Origin of the sequence: Psychrobacillus sp. FSL K6-1464 (genome assembly GCF_038003145.1) — a bacterium.
Classification (GTDB): Bacteria; Bacillota; Bacilli; order Bacillales_A; family Planococcaceae; genus Psychrobacillus; species Psychrobacillus psychrotolerans.
The window spans coordinates 448192-467028 of record NZ_JBBOOP010000001.1; the positions used below are offsets into that span (position 1 = coordinate 448192).

Here is an 18837-nt window from a genome sequence, read left to right on the forward strand (position 1 = left end):
TTTTAATGATTTTGCAATTAAGAACCTACAAAGTCCCCACCATCTACGTGAATCGTTTGACCAGTCATATAACTGGAATCAGTGGAAGCTAAAAATACATACGCTGGTGCGTTTTCAGAAGGTTGTCCACGACGACCGATTGGCGTACTAGCTCCATGCTGTTTCACTTTTTCTTTATCAAATGTTGCGGGAATAAGTGGTGTCCAAATTGGACCAGGTGCCACGGCGTTTACCCTAATTCCTTTTTCGATTAAGTTCAATGCCAACGAACGAGTAAAGGATGTAATAGCCCCCTTAGTAGAAGAATAATCGATTAACTCAGGGGAACCGTTGTAGGCTGTGATAGAGGAGGTATTAATAATCGTATCGCCTTTCTTCATATGCGGTAGCGCAGCCTGAGATAAATAAAACATCGAGTATATATTAGTAGAAAAAGTTTCTTGTAATTGGTCTGGTGTAATAGCTAGAAAATCCTTTGTTGGGAATTGCTTACCTGCATTATTAACTAGTACATTCAGTTGTCCGAATTCCTGAATCACTTGCTCCACTGCCTGTTGACAGTTTTCATCATCACTTAAGTCCGTTTTGATCGCTAATGCTTTTCCGCCGTACTTTTCTATAAGTTTTATTGTTTTTTCAGCATCTGGTTGCTCATCTGCATCTAAATAGACGATAGCGACATTCGCGCCTTCTTTGGCAAATGCAATAGAAGCTGCACGTCCTATTCCACTATCCCCACCTGTAACTAAGGCAACCTTCCCGGTCAATTTCCCGGATCCTTTATAATTTTGGTCATCATAAATAGGTTCAGGAGTCATTTCTTCTTCAATACCTGGTTGCTGTTGTTGTGTTTGTCCTTTAACTTCTTTGTCTATTTTTTCGTATTTATCTGCCATGAAAATTTCCTCCTTAAACTTGGTTGATATATTTATTCCCTAGATAAATAAAAACAAACGTATAAACTAAATATTTGTCGGAATAGTCGGTTACGTTTTTCCAGATTAATATACGGGTATGTAAAAAGAAAACACTTAAAAAGAGATGAGAGAATATATATGAAACCAATAATAGGAATTACAACAGAAGTGCTAGAAGATGGCTGTTATTATATGCCTCCAGTCTATGCAAATGCAATTATACAAGCTGGTGGGATACCTATACTTATTCCTTTAGTACCGGAGGATGATATAGAAGAACTTAGTAAAAGATTAGATGGCCTTTTTGTTACAGGAGGCGAGGATATTGATCCAAGTTATTATAATGAAAATCCTCATGTACATTTAAAACAAATTACACCTGAATTGGATGAAATGGAGTATAAACTTATTAAAAAAATGTTGGATTTAGACAAACCTTATATTGGGGTATGTCGCGGTTTGCATATGTTGAATATTGTCCAAGGTGGTTCACTGTATCAGTCCATTCATTCACAGCGAGAAGAGCCGGTCATGCAGCATTTACAAAAGGCAGTTCGGACGCATAGATCACATCCTGTAACACTGAAAAAAGATAGTCGAATATATGACTTATTACAGGAAGAAGAATTTAGAGTGAATTCGTTCCATCATCAAGCAGTCAACAAAGTGGGTCAAGGATTGGAAGTTATTGCGAGAGCAACGGACGGGATTGTTGAATGTGTAGAAAGTAAGAATCATAGTTTCGTATTTGGCTTCCAATGGCATCCAGAAGAGTTTGCGGTTGACGGGGACGAGCCATCAAAACGCATTTTTAAAGCGTATATAAATGCAGCGATTGAACACAGAATAAGTAATGCTAATAATATTCCTGCTGTAGTGCTAAAATAAATAGACAATTGAGTTTCAGGAGGGAAAATATGACTGAAAGCATGTCGTTAGTGGAAGTATTTAAGCAAACGCAGTATCAAATAGCCGGAAATGGAAGAAGAAATATACAAATTCTAAAAGAAGCCTTTGAACACATAGATGACCAACAAGACAGTGATATGTACGGAAATGGTGAAATTATTGAGATGTTTCAAAAGAAAATGGCTACATATTTAGGGAAAGAGTCAGCCGTATTCTTCCCAAGTGGCACAATGGCTCAACAAATAGCTCTACGAATTTGGTGCGATGAAAAGGGTATTAAGAGAGTAGCATACCATCCACTAAGTCATTTAGAAATTCATGAAGCAGATGGACTAAAGGAAATGCATCATATTGATACATTATTATTAGGTGATGAATCTGGCTTAATGGAATTAGAAGATGTTCTAAATTTAGATCAAGAAATAGCTTGTCTATTATTAGAACTTCCCCAACGAGAGATTGGTGGTCAGCTTCCTGACTACCAAACCATTGTTGAAATCTCCGAGTATTGCCAAGCAAAGGGAATTCGATTGCATTTAGATGGAGCACGACTTTTTGAAATCCTCCCGTACTATCAGAAATCTGCGTCAGAGGTTTGTGGACTTTTTGATAGTGTATATATTTCATTTTATAAAGGAATTGGAGGAATAGCTGGAGCTATCCTTGCTGGAAATCAGGAGTTTACCCAACAATCGAAAGTCTGGAAACGACGACATGGTGGAGACTTAATAAGTTTGTATCCGTACATCATAAGTGCAAATCACTATTTTGATCAGAGAATATCAAAAATGGAGCAGTATTATGAAAATGCAAAAGAGTTAGCAAGACTATTCAACTCGTGCCCTTTCATACAAACTAAACCAGCTGTTCCCCAATCTAATATGTTTCATGTTCACATTACTAGATCAAAAGAACAATTAGAGACAATATTTAAAGAGGTTTACTATGAAACAGGTATAGGGTTGACTAGCTATCTCAGAGAAGAAAACCAATCAAGCGTTAGTTTCGAGGTTAGTGTCGGAGATCAATACAACTCCATCCCAAAAGGTAAAGTACAGAAGGCATTTCAATCCCTACAAGTTAAGCTGACGGAATAAATGAATAAAACCTCCTAACTTACACAAGTTATTTTCATGGAGGTGAAATTTCATGACGAAGAAAAATAATAAAAACAACAAGAGTAATTCATTAGACCGAGAAGAATATGGTTTCGGTTATGACGTCAGTCCAGATGATTTAGAGGTCTACGTACAAAATAATAATAGACAGAAAAAGAAAAACAATGAAATCAAAGATCAAGCTACTAACGAGAATAAATAACATAATACTAATCAACATACCCATTTACAAGACAGTTATTGTTTTGGAATGGGCTTTTTTTTGAAGTTTCAACACCTACTTTCGCCATAAAATGCTCGGAGGTTCTAATTCTCTCCTTTTTTTCTTACATTGTAACAATGGGTAGAAAAAGGAGGACGTTCATTGTTAATAGATGGTGTTTTTTCAGGAGGTGGATTAAAGGGATATGCACTAGTTGGTGCTTATCAAGTAATAGAAGAAAAAGGGTATAAATTTAAGCGAGTAGCCGGTACGAGTGCAGGTGCTATCCTTGCATGTTTTATTGCTGCTGGTTTTACAAGCAAAGAAATAGAAGAGTTATTAAGTGAACTAGACACATTAACCCTTTTAGATCCTCGAAAAACTATTCTACCAATTCCCTTCATGAAGTGGATAAATCTCTACTGGAGACTAGGATTATATCAAGGGAAAGCGCTGGAAAACTGGTTTTTAGAAAAGCTGGCTTTAAAGGGAGTATATACTTTTTCTGATATTGAGGCAGGTTCGCTGAAGTTAGTTGCCTCTGATCTTACGAATGGCAAAATAATGGTACTTCCTGATGATTTAGAGCGTTACGGGATATCAGCAGCTAGTTTTCCAATAGCACGGGCCCTACGCATGAGCTGTGGAATTCCATTTTTCTTTGAACCCGTCAAATTAAAAGTGACGTCGACTGATACGATAATTGTGGACGGTGGTGTATTAAGTAATTTTCCTATGTGGATTTTTGATAATGGAAACAAAGAGAGACCGATTTTGGGCTTAAAACTTAGTAGTAATTCAGAAGAGATGGAACCTCATAAAATAACAAACGGCTTAAACTTATTTGAAGCATTATTTTCTACTATGAAAAATGCCCATGATGAAAGATATATCTCCAGAAAAATTGAGAAAAACATAATATTTATTCCGGTAGAGGATTATAAAGCAACACAGTTTGATCTGAGCGAAGATATGAAAAACGAGTTACTGGAAAAGGGCAGAAGCCGTGCCAATCAATTTTTGAAAATGTGGTAGGTAATTCCTGGGTGAATGTTTAATTCCATCAGTCAAAGGAATAATAGAACAGAGAATACACTGAAGGAGAGGATATTCATGGCAAAGAACGCAAAAGAGGAAGCACTAAAAATCTTAGATAAAAATATGATTGGTACAATGGCAACAGTTCAACACAACAAACCACATTCTCGTTACATGACATTTTTTAACGAGGAATTCACTCTCTATACAGCAACAAGTAAAAAAACACATAAAGCAGAGGAACTACAGCAAAACCCGAATACGCATATCTTGTTAGGTTATGATGGGCATGGATTAGGAGATAGCTTTTTAGAAATTGAAGGAACAGTTATCGAATCAGATGATGAAGCGATGAAAGAAAAAGTGTGGAACAAAGCTCTTAAAGGCTGGTTCGAAGGCCCAGAGGATCCGGACCTTTTAATCTTGAAAGTTACACCTACCCAAATGCGATTAATGAATACAAAAGGAGAAGAACCTCAAGTTATCGAACTTTGATGTTCCTCTTTATTTTCCCGGAGACCTTTTTGATGTTAAAAAAGGTCTCTTTTTATGCGATTTAAACTGATGGGTAAAATAGTAGTAACAAAAGTTTAGCTTAATAAGTTGCTAGTATTATCTTTGTTTAATCTTTCCACAATTCTTCGTTTTCGATAAAGCATCATTCCAGCTTCACCTATATCATTTATCGCGGAACGATTAATAAATGCTCCAAAAACTAAGCCGGCAATTGGAATCATCTGAAACATTTTTTTCCATCCGAATTGATCTCTATAGGATAATACAACCTCACGCCAGCCTTGCAGCTCCGATAAAACCTCCCGTTTTGTTTCTTCGTCTTGACTATCAAACTTGGAAAGCTGAGCCAAGATAACTTGTTTGCCAACAATGTCGGAAGAAATAAATTGAAGTGATTTAATAATGAACAACCGTTCCTTCTTATCATTCGGGTCATAGCCATAACAAATGGCAATATCCTGCAATGTTTTTAGTTGTAAACCTAACAGGAAAGGAATATCAAGTGACAATGTAAAAATACCTCCAATACCTGTTCCAGCACCTTGAATGGTAGCAATATTTTTTCTGTTTTTTGTTATACCTTTTACAGCCTTGTCCATTGTTGAAACAGGCAATCTGTTTACGTCCTCAACGCTATCAATACCCATATTTGGATAATAGGACTTGATCTTGGAAGTTGAACTCAAATAACTGCCGCCCGTTTGGATATATTGGCCAAGCTCATCAAGTAAAGTACCCATTTTTGTTTGTATAAATTTTGGAGTCCACTTGTCCATTATTTTAAAAGGTAATCGTCCAATTTTTTCCCAAAACCATAAATCGCCTTGATCCTTTTCCCAGGCCTCTATTCTTAAAAGCTCAGATTGTAACCAATCCTTTGAATCTATCATTACTATCACCTCGTTTATAATACGTCCGGTCAACAAAATAGTTTCAATTCAAGGTAGTTTAGGTTTTAATGTAGGAAAAACAAAACAGTCTTTAGAGAAATCAGTGGTTTTAGAAAATATGACAACCAATCAACTTCGATTTTGGCATCATTAAAGACGACATGATAGCGTTTTCATTTTATTGAATATTAAATGTAAACGCTTTAATATGAGAGACAACAAGAAACTTTAATAAAATCAAGGGGAGGATTGCTAAAATGAACACAGAACAGACAGGATTCAAGGTTAAAGTCCAGCGTTTTGGTAGTTTTTTAAGTGGGATGATTATGCCGAATATCGGCGCATTCATCGCATGGGGTCTTATAACAGCATTATTTATACCAACAGGATGGTGGCCTCGTGAAGATTTTGCAGAGCTAGTCGGTCCTATGATCAATTACTTATTGCCAATCTTAATTGGGTTTACGGGTGGTCGTCTCGTTCACGGTATTCGAGGTGGTGTAGTTGGTGCAACTGTAACGATGGGAGTAATCGTTGGAGCAGAAATCCCAATGTTCCTTGGTGCGATGATAGTTGGTCCACTAGGTGGTTGGGTTATCAAGCAGTTTGATAAACTAGTAGAGGGTAAAATAAAAGCTGGTTTTGAAATGCTCGTAAATAACTTTTCAGCAGGTATTATTGGTGGATTCCTAACATTAGTCGCATACAAATTGATAGGGCCAGCAGTTAATGCGTTAACAGATTTTCTTGCAGCTGGAGTTCAATTCATATTTGATGCAGGTCTCTTACCACTTGCAAGTATTTTCATAGAACCAGCCAAAGTATTATTCTTAAATAATGCGATTAATCATGGGATATTAGGTCCTTTAGGTATTGAGCAGGCTGCAGATGCAGGTAAGTCAATTCTATTCTTATTGGAGTCAAATCCAGGACCTGGTCTTGGAATTTTACTTGCTTTCATGGTCTTTGGAAAAGGAGCAGCGAAACAAACTGCACCTGGAGCAGTAATTATTCACTTCCTAGGTGGAATTCATGAAATTTACTTCCCTTATATTTTGATGAAGCCATTCCTACTTGTAGCAGCTATTGCCGGTGGAGCTTCTGGTATCTTTACACTGCAATTATTCAATGCAGGTCTAGTGGCAGCACCTTCACCAGGAAGTATATTCTCTATATTAGCGTTAACTCCAAAAGGAAGTCATATAGGAGTTATATTAGCCGTAGTAGTTGCAACTGCCGTATCCTTCCTGATCGCATCTCTTATTCTTAAAACGTCTAAAGATATAGCGGAGGAAGATTTAGTTAAAGCAACAGAAAAAACTTCTTCACTAAAAGGGTCAGAAAGTAGAGCAGCAGAATTTATAAAACCAACAACAACAGTTGACTCTATGCAAGAAACTTCCCTTGCAAATGTGAAACATATTATATTTGCATGTGATGCGGGAATGGGCTCAAGTGCAATGGGAGCATCTATCTTAAGAAATAAAATGAAAAAAGAGGGACTTGATGTATCTGTAACAAATACTGCTATTAGCAACCTTCCAGCAGATGCAAAAGTAGTTATTACGCATAAGGATTTGACGAGTCGAGCAAAAGATCAAGTGCCAAATGCATACCATATTTCTGTAGAAAATTTCTTAAATAGTCCAAAATACGATGAACTAATTGAACAACTAAAATAAGAAAAGCGAAAGCGCTAGAGTCTAAACAGATTCTAAGTAATGCATATACTTTCTTGTTAAAATAGAGACACATCCGAGACTCGGCCTATTTCATAGGCTGAGTTTTGCCAATGATTTGGATCGTTAGGAATGAGGTGTTGACAATATTTATTTCGAGCAGAGAAAAGATGATTATGGAAGCTTTAATAATAGAAAAGGAAGAAATAACGATTAAAGAATTATCCAAAAGAATAGATGTGAGTTCTCGAACTATTCAACGAGATTTAAATAATATCCAAACTATTTTAGACTCCTATCAACTTGAACTAGTTAGAAAATCAGGAGTCGGTGTACAGATTATAGGGGATGAACAAAGAAAGCAAGAATTGGTTCAACAGCTTAAAAAGTTTACTCAAAGAGAATATACACTGGAGGAAAGACTGACATTAATCCTATGTATTTTGTATGAATCAACTGAGCCTGTAAAGCTCTATTCACTCTCAAAAGATTTGGGCGTTTCCATTTCAACAGTCAGTGCCGATCTGATGAAACTAGAGGAACAATTACAGCCTATTCAACTTTCAATCTTGAAGAAAAGAGGATATGGAGTTGAACTATCAGGAACGGAAAAGGCAAAACGTAGAGCAATTAGTTATGCACTTTCGAAAACCTTGAAGGAAGAGGGATTATTTTCATTAATAAAAGAAAAGATTCATCAAAAATCAAGCAAGTGCGAAGATCCAATTTCTGAAAGACTAATGCACCTTGTCGACCGAGAAAAGTTAGGGATGATTGAAGAGGCGATGAAGGACCTTTATCCAGACTTCTCTTTGTCGATGACAGATAGTGCTTATGTTGCATTAATCGTTCACCTTGCACTCGCTATTGAACGTATTTTGCAAGGAGAAAACATTACGATCGATGAAGCGTATTTAAAACAGATTTCGCTTGAGCCAGAATATCCTATAGCCCAAAAAATTATCAGTATGTTAATGGACCGTTTCCAGGTGGATATCCCAGAAGCAGAAGTAGGCTATATAACAATGCATCTTCAAGGCTCCAAACTTCGTCAACAAGAAGGGGTTTTAGTGGAGTCTTCCAATTTAGAGTTATATAGACAGGCTAAAAGTTTGGTCAGGGAGATGGAAAAGCAAACTAGCTTTTCTTTATCTGACAATGCTTCCCTTCTGGAAGGTCTCGTTACTCATTTAAAGCCTGCAATCTATCGTATAGAGCAAAATATGGGCATAGCTAATCCCTTACTAGATGAAATACAAACGAATTATAAGGATCTGTTTGAGCAAGTAAAAACGGCTACTCGTAAAGTTTTTCCAAAGCTCCAAGTTCCAAACGAAGAAATTGGATACTTAGTAATGCATTTTGGATCTGCCTTAATTGGGGTATTAGGTAAGGGAGACCTAAAGGCATATATTATTTGTTCTAGTGGAATTGGAACCTCTAAATTACTAGCTTCACGATTACTTCGAGAAATTCAAGAAATTTCAGAGGTAGCTAATATTTCTGTATTTGACCTAAACAAGCTTGCCACTACTATAACGGATAGGGATCTTATCGTTTCGACCATCTACTTGCAGGATTTTCAAAGGGAGTATATTATGGTTAACCCTTTTTTAACAACAGAAGAGATTAACCAAGTCCAGCTATATGCAAGAAGGAAAATGCTCATACAAAAACCTTCTCCACTCGCAAAAGAAAGTAATCCAAATGCAGATGTACTAACAGAAAAAATAGCAAAGGTACACGAATACTCAGGTGTAATGTTAAATGTATTAACTAATTTTCAACTTACGTTGCTAAAAGGCCAACTTACCGTAAAGCAATATATGCAGCGGATATGTGAGAACTTGGAGTCTAGACAAGTCATTACAGAAAAAGAAATAGTAGTAGAAGCCTTACTCGAGAGAGAAAAAAATGGTGGTATTGGGATTCCAGGAACTAAACTTGCACTCTATCATACGCGCCATGAGAGCGTACAAAAGCCATCGTTCACTATTCACAAACTTGACCATGTTATTTGTATAAAAGGCATGGATGGTAGTGATGTAAAAGTGGACACACTACTTGTATTATTAGCACCTAAATCATTTCTCACAGCAGGGTTAGAGGTTCTAAGTTTGATCAGTACTTTAATCATTCAGAATGAACAAAATATCCACTTGTTTGAGACAGGGGAAGAAGCTCAAATTCATTCATTTTTAGCAGAAGAATTTGAAGTATTTATTAAAGAAAATATAAACTAATGGAGGCGTAATACAATGACATTACCAATTTTATCAGCAGAAAATATTTTACTTAATCAACAAATAGCTACTAAGGAAGAAGCAATCCGACTAGCGGGTCAAATGTTAGTAGACAAAGGTTATGTGGAGACTGGTTATATAGAAAAAATGTTAGAAAGAGAAGAAATGACCTCCACTTTTATGGGCAATTTCGTAGCAATTCCACATGGTACTGATGATGCAAAAAAAGAAGTGAAGGAAACCGGCATTACTATTATTCAAGTTCCAAATGGAGTAGATTTTGGAGATGGTAATATTGTGAAATTGATTTTTGGTATTGCTGGTAAAGGCAATGATCACTTGGATATATTATCTAATATTGCAATTACTGTATCAGAAGAAGAGAATGTAGAGAAGATAGTTAAAGCAACTTCACCTAACGATATTTTGTCCTTTTTTGAAGGAGTGAACTAATATGAATGCTGTTCATTTTGGAGCAGGTAATATTGGTAGAGGATTTATCGGTTTATTATTGCACCAATCGGGATATAAAACATGTTTTGTAGATGTAAATGCAGAAATCGTTAATTTATTGAATGAGAAGAAACAGTATACTGTAAAGCTTGCGGAGGCATCTGGGAAAGAGTTAACCGTTGAAAATGTATATGCGATTAACAGTTTAAAGGATCCAGAACTTGTCGTAGACGAGGTAGCAAATGCAGATGTTATTACCGCTGCAGTAGGACCAAATATACTTCCCCTAATAGCGGGATTATTAGCTACTGGATTGAAAAAACGTCTAGAACAATCGAAAAACCCACTAACGATTATTGCGTGCGAAAATATGATTGGTGGAAGTGCCTTTTTAAAAGAAAAGATATACGAAGAGCTGACGAATGAGGAGAAAACTCAATTTGACATGTATTATAGCTTTCCAAATGCAGCGGTAGATCGAATTGTCCCCAACCAGACTAATATTGATAAATTAGCAGTAACAGTGGAACCGTTTTACGAGTGGGTTGTAGATGAGTCTGAGATTAAAGGTGCTACTCCCCCAATACATGGAGTAACATTTGTTCAAGATTTAGAACCTTTTATAGAACGTAAATTGTTTACTGTTAATACAGGTCACGCAGTTGTTGCCTATTTTGGTTATTTGGCAGGGATTCGTAACATGCATGAAGCTCTTGAAAATAGTGAAATTAGAGAAATGGTTGAGCAAGTACTAAAGGAGACTGGTCGATATCTGACTGCAACTTACTCGTTTGATGAAAAAATACATGCTGACTACGTACAAAAAATCATAAATCGTTTTGCTAATCCATATATTTCAGATGATACTACAAGAGTAGGACGTTCACCGATGCGTAAACTTAAAAAAAATGATCGACTTGTCCGTCCTGCGACCAAATATGTAGAAATGTTTAGTGAGAATCCTTTATACTTAACTAGAGGAATAGCAGCAGCTTTACACTATGACTTTAAAGAAGATCCAGAAGCAAACGAAATACAATTGATGATTGAACAAAAAGGATTACAGTTTACGATTGAAAGAACGACAGGTATTGAACCAGGTACAGGTTTATTTGAAAGGATTCAAAAGCAATATGAAGAAATTGCAATAAAGAAAAGCAAAAAATAAAACAATTAAAGGGAGAAGATTATTATGACAAATCATACGTATACAGTAGTGGCAGAATCAGGAATTCATGCAAGACCAGCAACAGGACTTGTTCAAACAGCTTCAAAATTTGTTTCAGATGTATTTATGGAGTATAAAGGGAAAAAGGTTAACCTTAAATCGATTCTTGGTGTTATGTCACTTGGTGTTGGTCAAGGCGGAAGTATTTCTATATTTGCAGAAGGTACTGATCAACAAGAAGCACTAGAAGCAATTGAAAGCTTTCTAAAAACTGAAGGGATTATTTAATCATGACAGAAATATTAAAAGGAATTGCTGCATCCAGTGGTATAGCCATTGGAAAAGCATTCCTGATGACAGAACCAGATTTAACGGTGACAAAAAGTACAGTAACGAATAAAAAAGAAGAAATTACTCGATTTCATGAGGCTGTAAATGCTGCCAAATTAGAGCTTCAAAAGATACGTGACCGTGCTGAGGTTGACTTAGGGACAGAAAACGCCGCAATTTTTGATGCGCATTTACTTGTACTAAGTGACCCAGAGTTACTAGGTGCAGTAGAAAGTAAAGTAAATGACGAAGCAGTAAATGCAGAAACTGCTTTACAAGAAACGGCAGATACATTAATTGTCATGTTTGAACAGCTGGATAACGAATATATGCGTGAGCGAGCAGCGGATATACGGGATGTAACGAAACGAGTAATTGCAAGGTTATTAGAGGTTGAGGTCCCGAATATTGGATTAATAGATGAAGAAGTTATTATCATTTCCAAAGATTTGGCACCTTCAGATACTGCTCAACTGAATAGAGCATTTGCTAAAGGATTTACAACTGACATGGGAGGTCGCACTTCTCACTCAGCCATTATGGCTCGCTCATTAGAGATTCCTGCCGTTGTTGGTACAAAAAACGCTACATCTGCAATTAAACAAGGTGATTTAATCGTTGTGGACGGAGATAATGGGGAAGTCCTTATAAATCCTCCTACCGATGTTGTAGAGAGCTATGTAGAAAAAAGAAATGAACAAGAAGCAGAGAAGAAGCAACTCTCCTTGCTAAAGAATAAGAAAACTATCACATTAGATGGTATACAAGTGGAAGTTGCTGCAAACATCGGAACTCCCAAAGACGTCGAAAGCGTCCTTGAAAACGGTGGTGAAGGAGTAGGGCTATATCGTACCGAGTTTTTGTATATGGAACGAGATACTTTACCAACAGAGGAAGAACAATTCCAAGCATATAAGCAAGTGCTTGAAAAAATGGGTGATAAGCCCGTTGTTGTTCGAACATTAGATATTGGAGGAGACAAGCAACTTCCGTATTTAAATCTTCCAGAAGAAATGAATCCATTCCTTGGCTTCCGAGCAATTCGACTGTGCTTAGAGGAACAAACAATTTTTAGAACTCAACTACGTGCATTATTACGAGCAAGTACCTTTGGTAATCTTAAAATAATGTTTCCAATGATTGCGACTCTAGAAGAGTTTAGAGAAGCGAAAAAATTATTACTAGAAGAGAAAGAACAGCTTCAACAGGAAGGTACACTTGTATCAGAGCAAATAGAAATTGGTATTATGGTAGAAATACCTTCGACTGCCATATTAGCTGATCAATTTGCTAAAGAAGTGGACTTTTTCAGTATTGGAACCAATGATTTAATCCAATATACAATGGCTGCAGACCGAATGAACGAGTCTGTTGCTTATTTATACCAACCTTATCATCCAGCTATTTTACGTTTAGTTAAAATGGTAATCGATGCTTCGCATGCTCAAGGAAAGTGGACAGGTATGTGTGGTGAAATGGCAGGAGATACAATTGCCATTCCATTATTGGTTGGTTTAGGGTTAGATGAGTTCTCCATGAGCGCTCCTTCCATGCTAAAAGCAAGAAATCAGATCAATCAGCTTACACAGCTAGAGATGAAACAGATTACGGAAAAGGCACTATCTATGCAAACTTCCGAGCAAGTGAAGCAATATGTAAAAGAAACCTTGAAGTTTTAGTATTTTCAAATAAAAGCACTAGGAAACCCACCTATAGAAGTGGGTTTCCTGGTGCTTATTTTCTTTTGACCTTCGGAGCAGTTTTATTTAGTTCTTCAAATTCCTTGGCAAATTCTTCTTGAATTTCGTTTGGTTTGATTTTAAGGTTTTTAGGCGTTTGAGGTAATGAATCTTTGTTGTTACTTCTACCTTTTTTATCGTCTCTTCCCATGTAAAAACTCCTCTCCATTTGTTCGATCTAACTTAATATGGCTAATTTCAAACGATTTACACGGGAGTTGGAAAAATATTAGTTTAGTATACAGAAAGAACTTCATTAAAAAACGTTGTTAGTTATACACGAAAAAGTATCGTAAGCTCGATAGCTAAACAAAAAACTCAAGTACATGGACTGAATTCTCCAAGTACTTGAGTTTTTTTACTTTTTATTGAAAAAGGTAGTTAGTTGTTGCTTCGTTGGGGCTTGAATTTTATAAGTTAACTCACGATCACCGCTATTTTCTATACGCGGAATGATGGACTCTATTACATTAAATTTCCAAAAAGACGGTTTACTTTTTGTACTCTTTTCCGTATCCTTTGTCATCATTTTACGTTGAAACGGGTGCAACTTAGCCATCAAAAACTTTTCTTTTATACGGATTAATAAGTATCCCTCGTCTGTTTCAGGATTGAACTTTTTCATTAGGGATTCACCTAACTCAAACGTATTCGATTTGTTTTGAACAGATGGTGATAGAACTAAAATATTCCCTTTACGGAACAATGCTGTATTCGACACTTGCTTGAGACCTAAATCGTTAATAAGAAAATCTAAGTTCACTTGAGACGCTTCACTAGCAACTGACATATTCCATACCTCCTCGACATTTACAGACTCCTATGTTAAGTATACCCTATTTTGCGGAGGAAATCTTAGTTACACACAGATTTGCTAGATATTTTTTGAAATATTTATAAAAATGTTATTTGTTTTCCTATCTATTTTAGACTAAACCTTAAATTTTGCTTGATTTCATGTTAAAATAAGCACTTACCAAAAGAGAAGGAAGTGTTATATATGGTAGGTCGAAATGATCCTTGTCCATGTGGTAGTGGAAAAAAATATAAAAAGTGCTGCGAGTCGAAGCAGAATGATTCTATAGAAGAGGTACAAACAGAGGAATTGGAAAGAATATTACAATCCTTTTATGATCACTATCCAGAACGTAAGGATATGGAAGATTATGCGGATCTTGTGAGTGCTTGGAGCAAAGTAATAGGTGATTATTTAGACTTAGAAATGATTGAAGCTATTGTAATGGACGAGTTCTTTTTCCATTACAAACAGGAAATATGGTTAGGTTATCTTAAAAAGCAGAAGAAAATAATGGTACGACCTTCTACACTAAGTGTATTAAACCAGTGGAACGAGCCGCAGGTTTTTGTAGGGAAAGTGATTGAAGTAAATGAGCACTATATGACGGTTTCACACATACTCACAAAAGAAAGCATTCAACTTAGACGAGAAAGTGATAAGCCGGTGCCTGTTGGAGTTCATGTGTACTGCTTCATCTTACCGGATAGCTCTGCCGAAGAAAATCATTATTTAGCTATTTCTAGCTTAGTTTTCTTCCCTGTCGATCACCAGAACGTTTTTGATAGTGTAGAAAAACAATTTGAAAAACAAGAAAAACTTTCTGCATCGGCCTTTTTAAAGGAACTGGGAGCAACTCTGTGGAAACTACTTGGACAAAATGGCTATGAAGGCGGAGAGTATACAAACTTTGAAGTGGGAGTTTTACAGGTTGCAATCGATTTCTTAGAGAAAAATAATCGTGAGTATGGTAACTTTATTGAAATAGTTGAGGACTATTTAGTGGAGCAACAGCCAAATGCACGTAAAGAAGTAGCGATTGCTGCTGGAGCCATTCGATTTGGTCAGGAAAATGGGTTATTTGAACCGTTTGATATGACGATTAAAGAAATTGCAGAGGCTTTTGATGTTTCCACCTCTTCTTTAAACAAATACTATAATGATTTAACAGCGTATTATCAAGCAAAATAGTTTAAAAATAAAAGGTCACCGTCTATTGAATTTTAATAAGCGGTGATCTTTTAACATTCTCAGGAAATTCTGATTATTAATTTTTATAGGTCTCTTGTGCTATATTTGATATTGGGTCTTTTGGTTCGTTTTAAAGGTATGCGATTTACGACTTAATATATAAATTAACAAGGAGAGATGAAGAAGTGAAAAGTATTTCGAAAAAATTGTCCGTTATAATAGTTGGACTTTTTTTAGTGTTATTCCTAATTTATTCAACAGTTACAAGTACGATTCTATATAACCAAAGTATAAAAGATGCGGAAAGTTCGACTTTAGTAGATGCTAAACTTGCGGCCTCTTTAATAGGTGATCGTTTTCAAGAAATAAATGAAATGTTATATAATACGAAAAATTTAATAGAACTATCAGAAAGAAACAACCGACTTGAGGGAGAAGAATTAGTACAAATTCTACAAACAAATTTAGAAAGTAATGATAATGTTTTTGGTGTTTCATTACTATTAGAGAGCGGAGTTGCCAAAGGCGAGACATACCAAGCTGATCTCATGGATAGTTCAAATCGATTTATTCCCTATTTGTTTAGAAGTGGAACATCTATTGAGACGGAGAAACTTATGAATTATGAAGACAAAGATGCAGCATGGTATACTGTTCCTAAAAATGAAAAACGCGCTATCTTAACAGAGCCATATATGTACGAAACAGCAGGAAAATCGGTCCCGATGACTACTATAGCCATGCCTTTACTAACAAAGGAGGGTACTTTCTTTGGTGTGATAACAGCAGACATGACAATCGAATTCTTAGAAGAGGTAGTGGCAACGATTGCTCCACCAGGTGGGTATGCAGGTATTATTACAGATGAAGGTACATTAATAGTAAATAGTATTAATGACAAGATGAATTGGTCTAATATGCAAGATGCAATAGATTGGTCAGGAGTAAAGAAGAATATAGTTAGTGAACATGAAGGAAGTTTGTATGTAGACTCAAAATCATTAAAGGAAGAAGCTTTTAACGCTTTTGCTCCAATGCTCTTAGAAGGTGCAGATGAAATTTGGTCTGTTCAATTGGTTTTACCAAAGTCTAAAATACTAGAAACCTTCACTGAAATATTGCTTGTTAATATAATAGGTGCCATTATTATGGTCGTATTGATGGCGGCAGTGTCCGTTTGGTTTATCTTTAGACAGTTAAGACCATTGAAATTTCTACGAGAGTCTATCGAACTGGCTGCAGTAGGGGATTTAACAAAAAAAGTAGACAGTGTATATATTAAACTAGATGAAATAGGAGCTGTGGCATCGGCTTATAATAATATGTTAGTTAAAACGAACGATGCGATACACACGGTTTTAGATTCCTCTACACTTTTATATAAAACTTCTAATAATGTACATGAGGTGTTTGATGAAGTAGTAGCTTCTAGTGATGAAATTACTTTAGCTACTAATGAAATTGCAGAAGGAGCTGCTATGCAATCAGAAGATACAGAAGAAACAAATGATCTGATGATACAGCTTTCAGATAAAATAGAATCATTAAAAATGATATCCTCTCAAATGGATGAATTATCTTTGAAAAATAAAGTATCAACCGAAAATGGTATAAAAGAAGTGGTCAGACTAGGAGAACAGAATGCACAGACAAATGAAATTAATAGTAAGGTGCAATCTCAAATCGAAACATTGGTCTCGAATATTAGCAATATCAACCAAGTGATTGGATCTATTCAAGGTTTAACGGAGCAAACGAATCTACTTGCTTTAAATGCAAGTATTGAAGCGGCTCGTGCCGGTGAACATGGAAAGGGGTTTGCAGTAGTTGCAGAGGAAGTTAGAAAACTCGCAGAGCAATCTAAGCGAGAAACAGAAGTGATTAATCAGATTGTGCAAGGAATTATGCTAGAATCTAAGCAAACCGTTTCAATTATTTCTGAAAATGCGAAGATGATGCAAGCACAAAATCAATCAGTGCGTAGTACCGAAAAAGCATTTAATGATAATAAAGTATTAACTGGAGAGATTGAGTTAGGGATCAAACAATTAGTAGAAGAAATCAGTAGTATGTTAGAAAACAAAAATAATGTGATTATGGCAATACAAAATATATCGGCTGTATCTGAGGAAACTGCAGCCTCAGCGGAACAAGTAAGTGCATCTGCAAATGATCAACAAACGGAGTTAGAGAGAGTAGGAAACTCTATTACTCATATGAATACGATCGTTGAGGAATTACAAGAAGTAGTAAATCGATTTAAATTATAGAACACAATATAGGGGGTAGAGAGAAATTGTCTACTCTTTTTATTGTTTATGGAGTTTAGTGCAAAACAGCTATGTGTGGAATTTGCAAAAGAAGGACAAATTGAAAGCCGACTTTCTATTGGAAGGTCGGCTTTCAGCATCAAATTTAATAGTAGCGATCATAAGATTTCTATTAAAGGTCTAACTAAATAGTCCACCTAAAATACCTTTGTCTTTGGAAGAGTTACTAGTTGGTTGATTTGTTTTGGTTCCTCGAATAGGAGTATTCGTAAAACTTTCGAATTGTTTTGCTATTTTGTCCCGTGATCCTTTATTTCTCATCAAAAATGCAGCTCCAAGACCTAAAGCGGTGATTGCCATTTTGTTTTTATTCATAAGTTCGTTTCCTCCTCAAATTATTTTGTTATAAATTGTTTTCCCATATTTTTTGAAGTTAAACAAACAAGGTAAGATGTTTAGTAATTGAAAATAAGGATAAACAATTTAAAACACATTAAAGAGGAGTGGAAGAAATGACGAAAAAGCATCCAACAGATAAAGAGAAACAAGATATTTCCGGACGTATTATGGATAATCCGGATCTATTAAATACCGAAAAGGAAAGTATATTCGATACAGATGAAGATATGAAAACAGTGGATCCTATACCGGTAGAAGAGTTGAATGAAAAGGTAAAAGATGAAAAAAATAAACGAAATACTAAATCAACATCGGCGAGTGAAGACCGTTTTCCTGGATAATTACTCGTGAGTAGTTTATTTCTTAGGAAAATGGAGATAACTCTAGATAGAAACCAATTTCATACGAATATGAAGGAGTGCTTAAAATGAAAGTAAAAAAATATTCATTACTTGGTAGTGTAATTATGTCATCTGTTTTAATATTAGGGGCTTGTGGAGACAAGGAAGAAGTAAGTGAAGCACCTGACAAAGAGACCGCTCAAAGTGAATTTGGTTTTCAGTCATTTGATTTAGATATAGACACGGTAGATCAGAAGGATGCCGTTGATGCTTCTTTTGATATTGATGTCTCCGAAACAGAAGCGGAGTATACAAATCAAACAGAGTCAAAAAAACTTTCTGGTGACGAGGCTTATGCAGAGTTAGAGCCAATCTTTAAAGAACTTGCACTAACAAAAGATATGAGCAAAGAAGAAGTGATTGAAAAGGTTACTAAAGCATTTGGAGTAGAGGATTATAAAGAGTTTGAGCTAGAAATTGAATTCTCTGATGGAGATACACAAGAGTTTAGCGATATAAAATAGAATTTAAAAGCCTTGAGAGACGATGAATATCGTTCCTTAAGGCTTTTTTTGACAAGATAAGAAAGTATATAAAAATACAGCATGAACACTGCATTTGCAAAACATTTAAGAATG

Annotated in this window: 20 protein-coding genes; 15 read left to right on the forward strand and 5 right to left on the reverse strand. The window is 35.9% G+C overall.

Annotated features, from left to right (window positions below):
• Positions 1 to 17: 17 nt before the first annotated feature.
• Positions 18 to 896 (reverse strand): SDR family oxidoreductase, encoded by an 879-nt coding sequence (locus MKX39_RS02220; protein ID WP_093536086.1) that lies wholly within the window; start codon positions 894 to 896, stop codon positions 18 to 20.
• A gap of 159 nt (positions 897 to 1055) precedes the next feature.
• On the opposite strand from MKX39_RS02220, the gene MKX39_RS02225 reads away from it, so the two are divergent.
• The 5 genes from MKX39_RS02225 (at position 1056) to MKX39_RS02245 (ending at position 4679) form a co-directional block, all read left to right on the forward strand.
• A complete protein-coding gene (locus tag MKX39_RS02225) occupies positions 1056 to 1805 on the forward strand; it encodes a gamma-glutamyl-gamma-aminobutyrate hydrolase family protein (RefSeq protein ID WP_340761342.1) in 750 nt (249 codons plus the stop codon).
• Positions 1806 to 1834: 29 nt separating this feature from the next.
• Positions 1835 to 2923: a threonine aldolase family protein gene (locus tag MKX39_RS02230; RefSeq protein ID WP_340761343.1), complete on the forward strand. Its 1089-nt coding sequence runs from the start codon at positions 1835 to 1837 to the stop codon at positions 2921 to 2923.
• Between the two features lie 52 nt (positions 2924 to 2975).
• Positions 2976 to 3146 carry a hypothetical protein gene (locus tag MKX39_RS02235; protein WP_340761344.1) on the forward strand — a complete coding sequence of 57 codons (171 nt, stop codon included), beginning with the start codon at positions 2976 to 2978 and terminating at the stop codon, positions 3144 to 3146.
• A gap of 162 nt (positions 3147 to 3308) precedes the next feature.
• Entirely contained in the window at positions 3309 to 4181 is an 873-nt protein-coding gene (locus tag MKX39_RS02240; protein WP_340761345.1) for a patatin-like phospholipase family protein, read from the forward strand.
• A 78-nt stretch (positions 4182 to 4259) separates the two neighbouring features.
• Entirely contained in the window at positions 4260 to 4679 is a 420-nt protein-coding gene (locus MKX39_RS02245; RefSeq protein ID WP_340761346.1) for a pyridoxamine 5'-phosphate oxidase family protein, read from the forward strand.
• A 95-nt stretch (positions 4680 to 4774) separates the two neighbouring features.
• Here MKX39_RS02245 and MKX39_RS02250 read toward each other — a convergent pair whose 3' ends face one another.
• Positions 4775 to 5590, reverse strand: a complete 816-nt coding sequence (locus tag MKX39_RS02250) for an EcsC family protein (protein WP_340761347.1) — start codon at positions 5588 to 5590, stop codon at positions 4775 to 4777.
• A 257-nt stretch (positions 5591 to 5847) separates the two neighbouring features.
• On the opposite strand from MKX39_RS02250, the gene MKX39_RS02255 reads away from it, so the two are divergent.
• The 6 genes from MKX39_RS02255 to ptsP all read left to right on the forward strand — a co-directional run bounded on the left by MKX39_RS02255 (position 5848) and on the right by ptsP (position 13142).
• On the forward strand, positions 5848 to 7272 hold the full coding sequence (locus MKX39_RS02255; protein WP_340761348.1) for a PTS mannitol transporter subunit IICB: 1425 nt from the start codon (positions 5848 to 5850) through the stop codon (positions 7270 to 7272).
• Positions 7273 to 7409: 137 nt separating this feature from the next.
• Complete coding sequence (locus MKX39_RS02260) at positions 7410 to 9512, forward strand: BglG family transcription antiterminator (RefSeq protein ID WP_340768111.1); 2103 nt, start codon at positions 7410 to 7412, stop codon at positions 9510 to 9512.
• Between the two features lie 15 nt (positions 9513 to 9527).
• Complete coding sequence (locus tag MKX39_RS02265; RefSeq protein ID WP_340761350.1) at positions 9528 to 9965, forward strand: PTS sugar transporter subunit IIA; 438 nt, start codon at positions 9528 to 9530, stop codon at positions 9963 to 9965.
• Position 9966: 1 nt separating this feature from the next.
• Complete coding sequence (locus tag MKX39_RS02270; RefSeq protein ID WP_340768114.1) at positions 9967 to 11133, forward strand: mannitol-1-phosphate 5-dehydrogenase; 1167 nt, start codon at positions 9967 to 9969, stop codon at positions 11131 to 11133.
• A gap of 24 nt (positions 11134 to 11157) precedes the next feature.
• Entirely contained in the window at positions 11158 to 11421 is a 264-nt protein-coding gene (locus MKX39_RS02275) for a phosphocarrier protein HPr (RefSeq protein WP_093536068.1), read from the forward strand.
• Between the two features lie 2 nt (positions 11422 to 11423).
• Positions 11424 to 13142, forward strand: coding sequence for a phosphoenolpyruvate--protein phosphotransferase (gene ptsP / locus MKX39_RS02280; RefSeq protein WP_340761353.1), 1719 nt, complete (start codon positions 11424 to 11426; stop codon positions 13140 to 13142).
• Between the two features lie 55 nt (positions 13143 to 13197).
• Here ptsP and MKX39_RS02285 read toward each other — a convergent pair whose 3' ends face one another.
• Positions 13198 to 13353, reverse strand: a complete 156-nt coding sequence (locus tag MKX39_RS02285) for a YfhD family protein (RefSeq protein ID WP_139219902.1) — start codon at positions 13351 to 13353, stop codon at positions 13198 to 13200.
• A 207-nt stretch (positions 13354 to 13560) separates the two neighbouring features.
• On the reverse strand, positions 13561 to 13992 hold the full coding sequence (locus MKX39_RS02290) for a hypothetical protein (RefSeq protein ID WP_093536064.1): 432 nt from the start codon (positions 13990 to 13992) through the stop codon (positions 13561 to 13563).
• 210 nt (positions 13993 to 14202) lie between these two features.
• Here MKX39_RS02290 and MKX39_RS02295 point away from each other — a divergent pair, with 210 nt between their 5' ends.
• Both MKX39_RS02295 and MKX39_RS02300 read left to right on the forward strand, forming a co-directional pair.
• Positions 14203 to 15189 (forward strand): SEC-C domain-containing protein, encoded by a 987-nt coding sequence (locus MKX39_RS02295; RefSeq protein WP_340761355.1) that lies wholly within the window; start codon positions 14203 to 14205, stop codon positions 15187 to 15189.
• A gap of 185 nt (positions 15190 to 15374) precedes the next feature.
• Positions 15375 to 17459: a methyl-accepting chemotaxis protein gene (locus tag MKX39_RS02300; RefSeq protein WP_340768117.1), complete on the forward strand. Its 2085-nt coding sequence runs from the start codon at positions 15375 to 15377 to the stop codon at positions 17457 to 17459.
• 180 nt (positions 17460 to 17639) lie between these two features.
• On the opposite strand, the gene MKX39_RS02305 is transcribed toward MKX39_RS02300, so the two are convergent.
• Complete coding sequence (locus MKX39_RS02305; protein ID WP_340768119.1) at positions 17640 to 17834, reverse strand: hypothetical protein; 195 nt, start codon at positions 17832 to 17834, stop codon at positions 17640 to 17642.
• 137 nt (positions 17835 to 17971) lie between these two features.
• Here MKX39_RS02305 and MKX39_RS02310 point away from each other — a divergent pair, with 137 nt between their 5' ends.
• Both MKX39_RS02310 and MKX39_RS02315 read left to right on the forward strand, forming a co-directional pair.
• The gene (locus MKX39_RS02310; protein WP_340768120.1) at positions 17972 to 18199 is read left to right on the forward strand and encodes a hypothetical protein; all 228 of its coding nucleotides are present in this window, start codon (positions 17972 to 17974) and stop codon (positions 18197 to 18199) included.
• Positions 18200 to 18285: 86 nt separating this feature from the next.
• Complete coding sequence (locus tag MKX39_RS02315) at positions 18286 to 18723, forward strand: YusW family protein (protein ID WP_340761357.1); 438 nt, start codon at positions 18286 to 18288, stop codon at positions 18721 to 18723.
• Positions 18724 to 18837: the final 114 nt, after the last annotated feature.